This window comes from Aromatoleum toluolicum (assembly GCF_012911005.2).
In the GTDB taxonomy this organism is placed as follows: domain Bacteria; phylum Pseudomonadota; class Gammaproteobacteria; order Burkholderiales; family Rhodocyclaceae; genus Aromatoleum; species Aromatoleum toluolicum.
The window spans coordinates 28,713-41,122 of record NZ_WTVS01000037.1 but is presented as its reverse complement, the minus strand read 5'-3'; the positions used below and the strand labels follow the sequence as shown (position 1 = coordinate 41,122).

Sequence of the window (12,410 nt, the reverse complement as noted above, 5' to 3'; positions counted from 1 at the left end):
AGCATGAACAACGTGGGCAGCGCCGGGCAGGCACTGCACTACTTTTCCGCTGACAACTACTACACCCAGGACGAGGGCTTGGAGCATTCCGAGTGGTTCGGCAAGGGGGCCGAACACCTTGGGCTTTCCGGCAAGATTGATCGTCAAGCCTTCTTCGAGGTGTTGAACGGAAAGGTGGATGGCCAAGAGCTGGGCAAGTGGGTCAAGAACGAGGAAACCGGCGAGAAGGAACGCGAGCACCGGCCGGGCACCGACATGACGTTTTCCGCGCCCAAGAGTGTTTCTCTCATGGCCGAGGTGTACGGCAAGCGGGACGTGCGGGAGGCGCATGAGGCGGCCGTCAAGAAGGCACTCAGCCACATCGAAACCGAGCTGGCCAGGACGCGGCAAACCGTGGACGGGAAGACCGAAGCGGTACAGACCGGCAACGTGACTGTGGCCATGTTCCGGCATAACACAAGCCGCGACCTCGACCCGCAGACGCATACGCACGCCGTCATCATGAACGCCACCAAGCGGGAGGATGGGCAGTGGCGCTCCCTGACGAATGAAGAAATCTACAACGCCCAGCGCGTTATCGGGGCCATCTACACGTCCGAGCTGGCCGACCGGCTCCAGGCGCTGGGCTACGACATTCGCCGCACCGACGAGAAAGGCAACTTCGAGATTGCCGGTATCACCCGCGAGCAGATCGAGCACTTCAGCCAGCGCCGGGCAGAAATAGAGGCGGCGCTGAAAGCCAAGGGCGTGGACATCGACGATGCCAGCGCGCAGCAGAAGGAAGACGCCACGCTGAAGACCAGAGCGCGCAAGGTGGACGTGGATCATGAAGCCTTGATCGGGAGCTGGAAGGAACGAGCCAAAGACATCGGGATCGACTTCGACGCCATCCAGGCCAAGGCCGACGCGCAACGGGCGCAAGGTGGTGTGGTGCGCGCTGACAAGCTCACCGGGCGCGAGGCGATGTCCTTTGCGGCCGCACACCTGATCGAGCGCGAGGCCGTGGTATCCAAGAACGACCTCATGGCGGCGGCCATCGAGCACGGGGCAGGGCGCGTATCGGCATCGGAGGTGAAGCGGGCCTTCGACAAGCTGGAGAAGGATGGTGATCTGGTGGCCTTGCCTGACGGCAACTACACGACCAAGAAGATGCTGGGCAGCGAAATGTGGGCACTCGACCAAGTGCGCGCACAGAAGGGCCAGACGCCGAAGATGATGGAGCCGGAAGCGGTGGCAGCGCGGATCGCGCAGGCCGAGGGCCGGCAGGGCTTCAAATACAGCGAAGGCCAGAAGGAGGCCATCAGCAAGGTACTGACCACTGAAGATCGTTACGTGGCGGTGCAGGGCCTTGCCGGGACGGGTAAGACCACTATGCTCAAAGGCGTGCGCGAAATGGCGCAGGAGCAGGGCTACACGGTGCGCGGCATGGCTCCGACCGGGGCGGCCAGCAAGGTGCTGGCTAGGGAGACAGGTATTGCTACTGATACCGTCTCGATGTTCCAGATCAAGGAGCGGCAGCTACAGAAGGACATCGAGTTTGCCAAGCAGTACGCACCCGACTTCCAGCGCAAGGCGGAAGTCTGGATCGTGGATGAATCGTCCTTCCTGTCGCAGCGCCAGAAGGCCCAGCTCGACCACATGGCCGAAAAGGCCGGGGCCAAGGTGGTGTACCTGGGCGACACGCTCCAGTTGCAGGGTGTAGAGGCCGGCAAGCCCTTCGAGCTGGCCCAGCGGGACGGCATGGAAACCGCCTACATGACCGAAATCAACCGCCAGAAGACCGCCGACCTGAAGCAAGCCGTGGACATCATCACCGGCCGCGACAACCTGGGGGACGGGCAGCGTCTCACCCAAGTGGAGCTGGCCAACAACGCACGGGCCTTCGAGTACATGGACAAGGCTGGGATGATCCGGGAAATCCCCGAGAAGTCCGAGGACGACAAGGGCCGCCTGGTGGCGGCCGTTGTGCAGGACATCTTGAAGCTCGACAAGGCCGAGCGGGAGCGCACCATCGTCATTACCGCCTATAACGAAGACAGGCGGGCCATCAATGCCGGCGTGCGCGAGGGGCTGAAGGAACAGGGCGAACTGTCGCGCTCCGAGGACACACGCGAAATCTACACCTCGAAGGGGTGGACGCGGGCCATGCAGAAGGAGGCGCAATACTACAAGGCCGGCGACGTGGTGCGCTTCGGGCGGGACTACCAGCAGATCGACGCCAAGAAGGGCGAATACATGCGCGTGTCGGCCGTGGATGCCCCCAATGGCACTGTGGTGCTCCAGAAGGAAGACGGCTCTGTGATCGCATGGCAGCCGAAGAAGCACAACAAAATCGAGGTGTACGACCGCGACACCCGCGAGCTGGCCAAGGGCGACCTGATCCGTATCACCCGAAACGAAGGCGAGTTCAAAAACGGCGAGGTGGCGCGCGTCACGGCTGTGGCTGGGGACAAGGTGACGCTGGAGCTGAAGCAAGGCAAGGATGTGTCACTGCACCAAGTGGATCTCTCTCGCAACAAGCATTGGGATCATGCCTACGCGCAGACGGTTCACGCCTCCCAGGGCGCGACTCAGCACCGGGCCATCTTCCACATCCGAGCGCCTCAGACCGAGAGCGAGAAGAAGCAGGAGCGGGCGCTGGAGAACATGGCCAAGGTCTTCGGGGATCGGAGCTTCTATGTCGGGGCCACGCGCGCCTCGCATGAGCTGCGCATCTACACCAACGACAAGGCGGTGGCGGCCAAGGCGGTGGCGGCGAAGCAAGACAAGACCAGTGCGGTGGAAACGCTCCGGCAACACGAACGGGCCACGGCAATCACGGCCGACAAGGCGGGAGAACGCCCGGTGTCGCCGCAGCGAAACGGTGACGTTCAACGGTAATCCCTATAAAATGTCAACTTACGCGCGCTGGCCTTAACCAACTTTCGCGCGCGAAAGTTGGCGGCTGGTTCTGCCTTTCGCCAGTAGGCAAGTCGGCTTAGACTTGTGTGATGAACCTTTGACTATGCTAAAGAACAAGCCATGACCGACCCAAAGGACGCCGAGATGTCGGCCGATGGGCAGGGAACTAAACGCCGTAGAACTCGCAATTATGGCGACCGCCGAACGGTATCCCTGCGGATGGACCCCGAGCTGCACGAGCGCATGATGGACTTGTGCGACGATCTGAAAATACCTGCCAACACCTATATTTCGGGACTCATCGAGACCGACCTGAAGAAACGGAAAAAGTGACCGCGCCATAGACGCCTCGCCCTGTTTGCCGGGGTGCCGAGAACCCGAATATCATGTGAGGTTCATCGGTGGATTCAGGGAGAGGCGCGCGTGTCTATTATTTCAACGATCAACTGGAAACGTCTGGCTTCGGTTTTTGTGCCGGGCGTACTGATCGCAGCCATCAGCATTTATGTGCTGGGCTTTCGTGCCCCGCCTTCCCCTGATCTTAGGGTTCTGCCCGGTAAAGCACTGGCCGCCTACGACGACTTCTACCCGATCCGCGCCGATGACACCGGGGCGCTATACCTGGATCGGGAATTGTTCGTGAAGGCGGTCAACTACCTCTCTCAGCATCCCTCGCCGCGCGCCGTGGCGGATTTGATCTACCTGGGCAACTCCAACAACGTCACCCTGTTGCTGGACGGGCCGACCAAGGCCAAGTACCTCATGCTGACCCAGCAGCCCGACTATGTGGCGCTGTCGGAGGTGGATCGGGAGAAGGATCGCATCTTCCAGTCCTATGCGGACATCGTGAACGGCATTGGCCAGACGTTCGCGGGCACGCCGGTAGAGATCGTCTTGCACGACACGCGCAACCCGCTGCGCTCGATTGTGGCTGTGCAGAACCCCATTTCCGGCCGCAGGCTGGGCGACACGAATACCAACTTCGGTATCCAGCTCATCAAGAACTACAGCTATGGCGAAGGGCAGGGCCAGGGGCGTGGTGCTTCGTTTGTGAGCTACGACCTCACCCTGAAAGACGGACGCGCGGTGAAGTCCACCACGATCCCGATTTTTCACGATGTGTACGGCTTGATCGGATTCATCTGCATCAATATCGACATATCGAAAATGGACAAGAAACACCCGGAATATATCGAGCATTTTGTTGATACCTTCAAGGCTACCATCGCCAATGACGCCATTAACGAAATGATCCAGAACAGCAAGCGTAAGAACTGATTTTCTCAACCCTCTCTGTAAAGGAAATGACTATGGACGCTGGAGCCATTCAAGAGCACCTGGAGCTGCTGCAATTCGATCTGGCGCGGCCGCTACTGGTAATGAAGGCCCCCAAGGGGATTCTCGGTTGCGGTTATATCAATGTGGAAACCTGCAACAAGACCGGCGAGGTTTGCGCCATCGTCACCGGGGTGAATACCTTTGACGACATGCGCAAGGCCAAGGTGGTAGCCACCTCGAACAAAGCGGTTGAGCTGGGCATCCAAGTGGGTGAGTCTGGCCAAGACGCACTGAACAAGATGCGGTGATTTAGACCGTGCCGCCTGGAGATTGGAGCAAGGCCATTCAAGTGGAAGTCATCTTCTATACGAGCTGCGCTTTTCTGCTGACCGTCTTTTTGGTCAGTATGGTGCTGGCTCTGCGCGGCAACCAGGCGGCCAAGTATTTCCTGTGGGTATGGGCGGCGCTGATGATCCTGGCGCTGCCGCTCATGAACCGGGCCAACATGATTTCGCACATCGCCGCTGGCCTGATGCTTGTGTTTTTTCTCTACGTGCTCTACATCACCGTCCGCTATGGGATGGAGCGCGTGGACGTTTCTCACGAAGAAACCCGCCGTGTCCTGGCTGAATCGAACCGGCGCATTGACGAGGAACGGCGCACCCTTGCACGCCGTCTGCACGACGAGGTGAATCCCCAGCTCCTGCTCACGCGCAACGTACTGAAGCAGCTTGAGCCGCTGGTGGCTGGGAATGGGCGGGCCGCCGAGCTGCTGGGTAATGCCTCGGGAATGCTGAATGATGCCTATGCCGAAATGCGCGACATCATCAAGAACACGCGAATCGAGGTGATCGACTCCATCGGCTTCACTGCGGCCTTGGAGTCGCTGGTGGCCCACTACACGAACATTTCCGAAAAGCCGGCCATCACGCTGGAGCACGATCTACCAAAGCGGCCTGCGATGCCAGAGGCATCGGCTATCAGCGCCTACAAGATCATCCGGGAAGCGATTTTCAATGCCATCAAGCACTCCAAAGCTGCCCAGGTGCGCGTCAGCATCCACCACAACAAGGCGCTAGACACCTACAAGGTGGAAATCACCGATGACGGGGTGGGGATGAAAGCCACGGCTCGCAATGGAGAGCACGCCGGCATTGGACTGATCGACATGCGCGAGCGGGTGCGGGTGCTTGGTGGTGCGCTGAAAATACAGGCGGCCGATCCTGCCAACCAGAAGCGGCCGGGAACGAAACTCAGCTTTTCGTTTTCAGGGCAGTTGTCGTAATGCCGTGACGGATCGCCAGCTTGGTGATGTCAGCTTGGCTTTCAACGCCTAGCTTGGCTTTTACGCCCTTCATCAAGTGGCCAATGGTCTTGGTGGACAAGTCCATCGCGGTGGCAATTTCGGTCATGGATGCGCCATCGGCTGCAAGGCTGAAGGCCCGCATTTCGTTCTCATCCAGGAGCCGGTTCGGGTTCCGATCCTTGACGGCCGACCATGCGAGTAGGCGGGCAATCTCGGGGGAAAAGTATTCCTTGCCCTGGGCTACCGTGTTGATCGCCTCGTTGAGCACTTCCGTACTTTCATCCTTGCGCACAAAGGCCAGCACGCCGAGCTTGTAGGAACGCTCGATGATGTATTGGTCGTCAAACTGGCTAAAGACAATGATTTTGGCCGAGGGGTCGCGGGCCAGTAGTTCCTCGCACACGTCCAGCCCGTTCTCACCACAGCCTTTGCTGTCAAAGCGCACGTCGATCACCAGGACATCCGGCTTGACCTCTAAGAAGCGGTCGATCAGCCCATCCAGGCTGTAGGCCACCTCTACTACGTCGATCCCGTAGTCCTTCAATACATCGCGGAAACCGGCTACCAGCAGCCGGTGATCGTCCGCAAGAAATACTTTTATTCCCAAAACGTCACCTATTGGTTTGGGATCGTATTGATCCCGAAGTTCGTTGGCCATGCAGGCAGGCGCTGCCGTGCTTGGCGGATAGCGGCCATGCAGATCGGCGGTGGGTGCAACACCCTCGCCGGCGAGGCAATAACCGAATTTTGACAGAAAAGCCGCATTCGATATACCGCGCCCGGCTGATCTAGCCATGATCCGCACCGTTCGGGGGACGGCATTATACGTGCGAACTAACCTATTGCTTCCGCTGACAGGAAGTTATTTTTCTCCTGCATGGTATCATTTGGCCCCTTGTCGTGGGCATTTCATGCCTTTGGCAAGCTGGATTCGGCGGGTAAAGCGGGGCTGTCGGATGGGTGCCTCAACGCCACCTCCCACGATGACAAACCTAGGCTAGATGCCTTGTCGCTCTAGGTTTTTTCTGTTATCGTGCTTTCATCGTGAAAGCAAGTTGACTGCTACAATATCGCAATGGGAAACGCCTCTATGTACTTCTCTGCACGCGCACTGATCGCGGCGGCATCGCTGATGCTGCCGCTCGCTGCTTCTGCAACGTGCTGGGATGAGGCTGGGCGCGGCTACGGGATCGACCCCTTGCTGTTGAAGGCGATTGCCTGGAAGGAATCGCGCGGCTGGACGGGTGCAGTCGGCCCGAAGCTGAAAGACGGCAACCGCGCGCTGGGCCTCATGCAGATCAACACGATCCACCTGCCGAACCTCGCGCGCTTCGGCATCCGCCGTGAACACCTGTTCGACGCTTGCACCTCGCAGAAGGTGGGGGCCTGGGTTCTGGCCGACTGCATCCAGCGTTTCGGCGCTACCTGGAAGTCCGTGGGCTGCTACTACGCCGGCCCGGCATCGACCAATGTGAGCGCCCAGGTTGAGTACGTCCGCGACGTGCAGCGGTTCTACGAGGGCTACCGCAGACAGCAAGCCCACCAAATTTCAACTTCACCGGCCCAAGTGGCCAGTTTCCAAGGGGATTGATATGGCGTTGCCAGCCAAACCGTTTCGCATTTCTATCGTCTTTGCGCTGGCTGCTGCTGGCGTCACTGCTGCCAATGCGCAGTCACTGAACCAGCCCAACCCCCTGGATCGTCTCTCCGACGTGGTGCAGTTCGGCGTGCCCCGCGACACCAAGTTTGTGTTCTGCGACGGGGAAGACTGCCCGGAACGCTCCATCAAGCATCTGTACGTGCCGCCTCCACCGCCGCCTGCTGTCCAAGAGCCGGTCATGCCTGCGCCTCAATCCATCCAGCCGCCCGAAGAACTTTCGCACGCGAAAGTCCCGGCCAAGAAAAAGCCACTGAAGAAGAAGCGGAAGAAGCCCGCGATTCAGTACGAATGCAAGCCTGTCAGCAAACCGAAGTGATGGGCTTTCCGTCTTTGCGCATCCCCCTGGCGCAAGGCCCCACACGGGGAAATGCAGGGGTTCCAACCAACTTTCTACGTAGGAGTTATTGAAGATGAACGCAGCAATTCAAGCAGTCGATGTTCGCAAGGAAGCGGGCCAGTGGTTCAAGGCCCTGATGCTCGCCGGCCTGATCCTGGGTCTGATGATGCTGGCTTCCGGCGCATACGCCAGTGACGGCACGGAGTTCGACGCCGCCGTAACCAAGTGGGACGGCTGGGTGAAGGGCAACCTGGGCAAGCTGGCCGCCCTGATCGCCATCGGCGTGGGTTCCGTCGTCGCCGCCGTCAAGAAGGACTGGAGCTGGTTCTTCGGCGCGGTGGTGCTGTCGATGGGTATCGGCGTGATCGTCGGCATCGTCAACGCCAGTTTCACGGCCGTCATCTAAGCGCAGGAGGTGGCCATGTCCGAAAAAACGGATCTCTCTCACTACATCCCGCGCCGATTGGACGACGGAGCCAAATTCCTCTTTTGGGAAATGGACGTTGCCATGATCGGCCTCATGGGCGTGTTGGTTGGCATTGGCTCAGGCTTCCCGGTGATTGGGCTGTTCCTCGGTATTGGAGCGGCCTTTTTCTACGGGAAGCTGAAGGCTGGGAAGCATCCGGGCATGGCCACCCACCTCCTGTACTGGTTCACCGGGTTTCCCGAGCCGAAAGAGCTGCCGGGTAGCCACATTCGAGAACTCAATGGATAGGGGCTACACGCGCTATGGCACCAGATAAAGCAATCAATGAGCGGGACAAGTTGCAATCGCAAGTCCGCTTCCACCGCGCGATGAACGCGGGCCTGCTGGGCACTCTGTTTTTCGGGGTGCTGCTGCTGGGCTTCGTCGTCGTGCGCGACACAACCAAGATCGTGCCGCCTGAAGTTAAGCGGCCCTACGAGATTGGATCGAACTACGCCAATAAGGACTACCTGCTGGATATGGCCGGTTATGTCCTGGGCACGGTGTTGACCGTCACGCCGGAGACGGTTGATTACAACAACAAGGTGATTCTCAAGATGGCCGACCCGGACGGCTACGCCGGGTTGAAGACCGCGCTTGATGCGGCCGCAATGCGGCTCAAACAGGAGCGAGTCACCACTATTTGGGTTCCTCGCAAAGAGGAAGTCAGCGAGCAGGACAAGCGCGTGAAGGTCAGCGGAAAACTCAAGACCTTTATTGCCGACAAGCTCACTTCCGAACGCGAGAAGGACTATCTCGTTGAATTCACCATCACTACCTCGGGGCGTCTCTATGTTTCCAAGATCGAAGAAATCGTTAAGCGCGATCCTTCTGCTAACAAGCCTGCTGGCAACTGAAGCAGGCGCAACGCAAGTCGTTGAGAACGCTGACCGGGGCCACGTTCAAGTCAATATCTCGGTCAACGAAACCAATCGTCTCGCAATCGACGGGCGCCGCATTGCCAATGTGGTGCCCAGCGTGAAGGGCGTGCTGGCAGGCCAGAAGGACGAGGCCCTGGGGGCTTACTACTTCACGCTGGCCAGCGAGTCGCCCAACCAGGGCACGGTCACGGTTTTCGTGTCCGACGAGAAGGGCGTTACCTACAAGCTGATCCTCGTTCCGCGTCCGGTGGCCGGCGAGGAAATCATCATCCGGCCGCCGAGCGAGAAGGCTACGCCTTCGAGCCGCGCAGCCGCTGATGGCCGCACCGTCTCCTACCAGCGCCGCATCAAGGACTTGATGCTGGTGATGGCCGACGACGAGCTGAAGGACAGCGTTGAAACCATCCAGGTGAACAAGGAAGTGCCTTTGTGGAAAGAGGGGCGCTTGATCTTGGTGGCCAAGTACATGGATGGCGAAGTGGTGGGCGAGAAATACCGCCTGACCAACGTTTCCCCCTCCGAAATGCTGCTGGTCGAGCAGGAGCTTTACCGCCGTGGCGTGCGCGCCATTGCCGTAGAGCACCACACGCTGATGCAGGGCGACGGGACGGACATCTACATCGTTCGGGAGCGCAAAGACAATGAGTGAGCCGAACGCACAAACAAAGAAACGCCAGATGATGCTCATCGGCGGGGCAGTGACCGGCATTCTCGGTCTGGCCGGGGCTGGCATGTTCCTGTTCGACAGTGGCCCAGCACAGCACCGCGAAAAGCCCAAGACCGTCAGCATCACCGCACCGGGCACCGTAGATGACAAGGATGCGTGGCGTGCGCAGCAAGCGGCCAAGGAGAAGTCCAACGAAGCCTTGATCGGGGAAGTTAAGACCCAGCTCAAGGCCCAGGAGGAACAGAACAAGAAGCTCGCGCAGGCGCTGGAGGAACTGAAGGCCAACAAGGCCGCAGCCGGTTCGGCTGGCAGCGCAACGGCTGCGAAGCCAGATGCTTCGGTTCTGGACAAGCCTTTGCCCATTGGCAACGGCACCGGGCCGGGCCAGCGTGTTCTCCAGTCACCGAACGGCAAGGGCGGGGCCACCACCCTAAACCAGCCGCTCAATCAGGTGGATGTGCCGGCGCGGCGGGAAGTGGAAATCATCACCTTCAACAATGCCGAGGGCAAGGGCGCAGCGGGCGCAGCCGTTGGCGGCGCTGGTGGCATCACCGAGGTGCTGGGCTTCCCAACCGACGAGAAGGCCAAGAAGTACGGCACCACCTCGGGCGGGGCAGACGGCAAGAAGCAGACCATCGAGTTTCTGCCGGCTGGCTCCTTTGTGCGCGTGGCCATGCTCAACGGCGTGGATGCGCCGACAGGCGGGCAAGCCCAATCGAACCCGCTGCCGGTGGCTTTCCATGTGCTCGATGTCGCCAATCTGGCCAACAAGCACAAGCTGGACATCAAGGATTGCCGCATCGTGGCCGCCACCTGGGGCGATCTGTCCTCAGAGCGGATGATGGGCCGCACCGAAACCCTGGCCTGCGTTATCAACGGCGAGGCCGTTGAAATGGCGATCAAGGGCCAAGTGATTGGGGAAGACGGCAAGGCTGGGGTTCGGGGCCGTCTCGTCACCAAGCAGGGCCAGTTGCTCGCCAATGCCCTGTTTGCCGGCGCGCTCAGTGGTATCGGCAAAGCCTTCCAGTCCTCCGCAACCATCACCAGCACAGGCGGCGGCGGCATCACGCAAACCATCGACCCGGACAAGATCGGGCAAGCCGCTATCGGTGGTGGGGTAGGCAGCGCGGGCCAGCAGCTCGCTCAGTACTACCTCAAGGCTGCGGACAAGCTGTACCCCGTCATCGAAACCGATGGCGGCCGTACCGTCGAAATCCTCATCACCAAGGGCGCTGTTTATTCCGGCAAGGCGCTCGCCAAGGACGATTACCGGGGCCTCCTGAAGCGCACCGGCACCAACTCCAGGAGATACGAAGATGATTAAACGAGTGTTGACCCTCGCGCTGGCTGCTGCGCTGGCTGTTCCCGCATTTGCCCAAGATGAAGCGCCCGCGTCCGTGGTCGAGAAGTTCAAGACCATGTACCCGAAGACGACCTTCAAGGAAATTCGCAAGTCGCAAGTTTCCGGGCTGTATGAGGTAGTGATGGGCGAGAACATCGCCTACACCGACGAGTCGGGCCGCTACTTCATTTTCGGGCACCTGTTCGACATGCAGCAGCAAGTCGATCTGACTGCCCAGCGCAAGCTCGATAGCAAGAAAACCGAGTTCCCGGCACAGCAACTTGGCCAAGCGATCAAGACGGTCAAGGGCGACGGCAGCCGAATCCTGGCCGTGTTCAGCGACCCGGATTGCCCCTACTGCAAGCAGTTGGAGGGCGAGCTGGCCCGCCTGGACAACGTGACCATTTACACGTTCCTGTACCCGCTCGAATCGCTGCACCCGGAAGCCAAGACCAAGGCCGTCAGCGTGTGGTGCGCGCCGAACAAGGCGAAAGCCTGGAGCGAGCTGATGCTGGCCGGCAAGAAGCCCAAGCTGGTGGCCTGCAACAACCCCGTCAACGACAACTTGGTGCTGGGTTCCAAGCTGGGCGTGGTGGGCACTCCTACCCTGATTGCCGCCGATGGCCGCGTCCTGCCTGGCTCCGCACCGGCCGAGAAGATCGACCAGTGGCTGAACGCCGGTAAGCCTGGCGCGCCGGCCGCTGCGCAGGAGGCAACCCAATGAAGCGCACCGCCTTGATGTTTGGTGCCGGCGCGCTCGCCTTGGCCCTGACGGGCTGCGGTTCGCTCGCTGGCCGCGACTGCGGCGCTTGCTGCAAGGGTGTCGGTTTCAGCGGCAGTGCCGCGCACGCATGGGAGGGAAGCAAATGAAGGCACTGGCCTTGACCTTTGGCATCGGGGCCGTGGTGGCCCTATCCGGTTGCAGCAGCATGTCTGGCTTTGATGCGAAATCCGAATTCGCGTGCAAGGCCCCGGACGGCATCTTGTGCGAGTCGATGAGCGGCATCTACGCCAATGCCCAGGCGAAGAACCTGCCGGGCCAGCGCGTGAATGCGCGCGGCGAGGCTCCGGTGGAACTTTCGCAGGCGAAAGCCGGCAGCAACGTGATGACCAAGCCCATCTACTCGGGCACGCCGATCCGCAGCGCACCGCGCCTGCTTCGCGTCTGGTTCGCCCCGTGGGAAGACACCGATGGCGATCTGCACGACCAGTCCTACGTGTACCTGCCGGTCGATTCCGGCCGCTGGCTGATCGAGCACAACCGCCGCCGCATCCAGGACAACTACCGGCCGGTACGCGCCCCGTCGAATGTGACGGCCCAGGCTGCGCAGCCGCAAACGGCCGGCGCTGGCCAGCAACGGCAAAGCCCTGGCGTGCTGGGGCAGCAGCCAACGCCTCCCGCTGACAACGGGATGGAGTCTATCGGCGTCCGTCAAGACCGCATGAGCAACGAGCAAGCCACCGAGCTGCTGAACGGAATCATGCGCCCCGGCAACGTCATCCCGGACAGCGAATAAGCATCGCTGGCCGGGCGGCCAACATGGAGAACATTCAATGCAAGACAGCATGATG

Annotated in this window: 16 protein-coding genes; 15 read left to right on the top strand and 1 reads right to left on the bottom strand. The window is 60.3% G+C overall.

The genetic code is table 11. The features are described from left to right. Nucleotides 1–3: 3 nt before the first annotated feature. From mobF to GPA27_RS17040, 5 genes are all read left to right on the top strand, one after another. Nucleotides 4–2,880, top strand: a complete 2,877-nt coding sequence (gene mobF, locus GPA27_RS17060) for a MobF family relaxase (protein WP_232357563.1) — start codon at nucleotides 4–6, stop codon at nucleotides 2,878–2,880. Nucleotides 2,881–3,021: 141 nt separating this feature from the next. Beyond that, entirely contained in the window at nucleotides 3,022–3,234 is a 213-nt protein-coding gene (locus GPA27_RS17055) for a hypothetical protein (protein ID WP_009242074.1), read from the top strand. 90 nt (nucleotides 3,235–3,324) lie between these two features. Then, the gene (locus GPA27_RS17050; RefSeq protein WP_009242075.1) at nucleotides 3,325–4,179 is read left to right on the top strand and encodes a PAS domain-containing protein; all 855 of its coding nucleotides are present in this window, start codon (nucleotides 3,325–3,327) and stop codon (nucleotides 4,177–4,179) included. Nucleotides 4,180–4,211: 32 nt separating this feature from the next. Further along, complete coding sequence (locus GPA27_RS17045; protein ID WP_009242076.1) at nucleotides 4,212–4,487, top strand: YunC family protein; 276 nt, start codon at nucleotides 4,212–4,214, stop codon at nucleotides 4,485–4,487. Between the two features lie 41 nt (nucleotides 4,488–4,528). Beyond that, complete coding sequence (locus GPA27_RS17040) at nucleotides 4,529–5,464, top strand: sensor histidine kinase (protein WP_232295875.1); 936 nt, start codon at nucleotides 4,529–4,531, stop codon at nucleotides 5,462–5,464. Here GPA27_RS17040 and GPA27_RS17035 read toward each other — a convergent pair. Next, on the bottom strand, nucleotides 5,433–6,281 hold the full coding sequence (locus GPA27_RS17035; protein ID WP_231403503.1) for a response regulator transcription factor: 849 nt from the start codon (nucleotides 6,279–6,281) through the stop codon (nucleotides 5,433–5,435). The two genes, GPA27_RS17040 and GPA27_RS17035, sit on opposite strands and share 32 nt — an antisense overlap. Before the next feature lie 294 nt (nucleotides 6,282–6,575). Here GPA27_RS17035 and GPA27_RS17030 point away from each other — a divergent pair, with 294 nt between their 5' ends. From GPA27_RS17030 to GPA27_RS16985, 10 genes are all read left to right on the top strand, one after another. Then, nucleotides 6,576–7,076 (top strand): lytic transglycosylase domain-containing protein, encoded by a 501-nt coding sequence (locus GPA27_RS17030; RefSeq protein ID WP_009242079.1) that lies wholly within the window; start codon nucleotides 6,576–6,578, stop codon nucleotides 7,074–7,076. Nucleotide 7,077: 1 nt separating this feature from the next. Then, nucleotides 7,078–7,461, top strand: a complete 384-nt coding sequence (locus GPA27_RS17025) for a hypothetical protein (RefSeq protein WP_009242080.1) — start codon at nucleotides 7,078–7,080, stop codon at nucleotides 7,459–7,461. 94 nt (nucleotides 7,462–7,555) lie between these two features. Then, complete coding sequence (locus GPA27_RS17020) at nucleotides 7,556–7,888, top strand: TrbC/VirB2 family protein (protein WP_009242081.1); 333 nt, start codon at nucleotides 7,556–7,558, stop codon at nucleotides 7,886–7,888. Nucleotides 7,889–7,903: 15 nt separating this feature from the next. Beyond that, on the top strand, nucleotides 7,904–8,197 hold the full coding sequence (gene traL, locus GPA27_RS17015) for a type IV conjugative transfer system protein TraL (protein WP_009242082.1): 294 nt from the start codon (nucleotides 7,904–7,906) through the stop codon (nucleotides 8,195–8,197). Between the two features lie 14 nt (nucleotides 8,198–8,211). After that, entirely contained in the window at nucleotides 8,212–8,805 is a 594-nt protein-coding gene (locus tag GPA27_RS17010; protein WP_009242083.1) for a type IV conjugative transfer system protein TraE, read from the top strand. Next, a complete protein-coding gene (locus GPA27_RS17005; RefSeq protein WP_009277744.1) occupies nucleotides 8,741–9,478 on the top strand; it encodes a type-F conjugative transfer system secretin TraK in 738 nt (245 codons plus the stop codon). Before GPA27_RS17010 ends, GPA27_RS17005 begins: the two co-directional genes overlap by 65 nt. Beyond that, nucleotides 9,471–10,820, top strand: a complete 1,350-nt coding sequence (locus GPA27_RS17000; protein WP_009242085.1) for a TraB/TrbI/VirB10 family type IV secretion system protein — start codon at nucleotides 9,471–9,473, stop codon at nucleotides 10,818–10,820. The genes GPA27_RS17005 and GPA27_RS17000 overlap by 8 nt, the downstream gene beginning before the upstream one ends. Then, the gene (locus GPA27_RS16995; RefSeq protein WP_009242086.1) at nucleotides 10,813–11,562 is read left to right on the top strand and encodes a DsbC family protein; all 750 of its coding nucleotides are present in this window, start codon (nucleotides 10,813–10,815) and stop codon (nucleotides 11,560–11,562) included. Before GPA27_RS17000 ends, GPA27_RS16995 begins: the two co-directional genes overlap by 8 nt. Beyond that, nucleotides 11,559–11,708: a hypothetical protein gene (locus GPA27_RS16990; protein WP_009242087.1), complete on the top strand. Its 150-nt coding sequence runs from the start codon at nucleotides 11,559–11,561 to the stop codon at nucleotides 11,706–11,708. The genes GPA27_RS16995 and GPA27_RS16990 overlap by 4 nt, the downstream gene beginning before the upstream one ends. Nucleotides 11,709–11,767: 59 nt before the next feature. Further along, nucleotides 11,768–12,355 carry a TraV family lipoprotein gene (locus GPA27_RS16985; protein ID WP_256223011.1) on the top strand — a complete coding sequence of 196 codons (588 nt, stop codon included), beginning with the start codon at nucleotides 11,768–11,770 and terminating at the stop codon, nucleotides 12,353–12,355. Nucleotides 12,356–12,410: the final 55 nt, after the last annotated feature.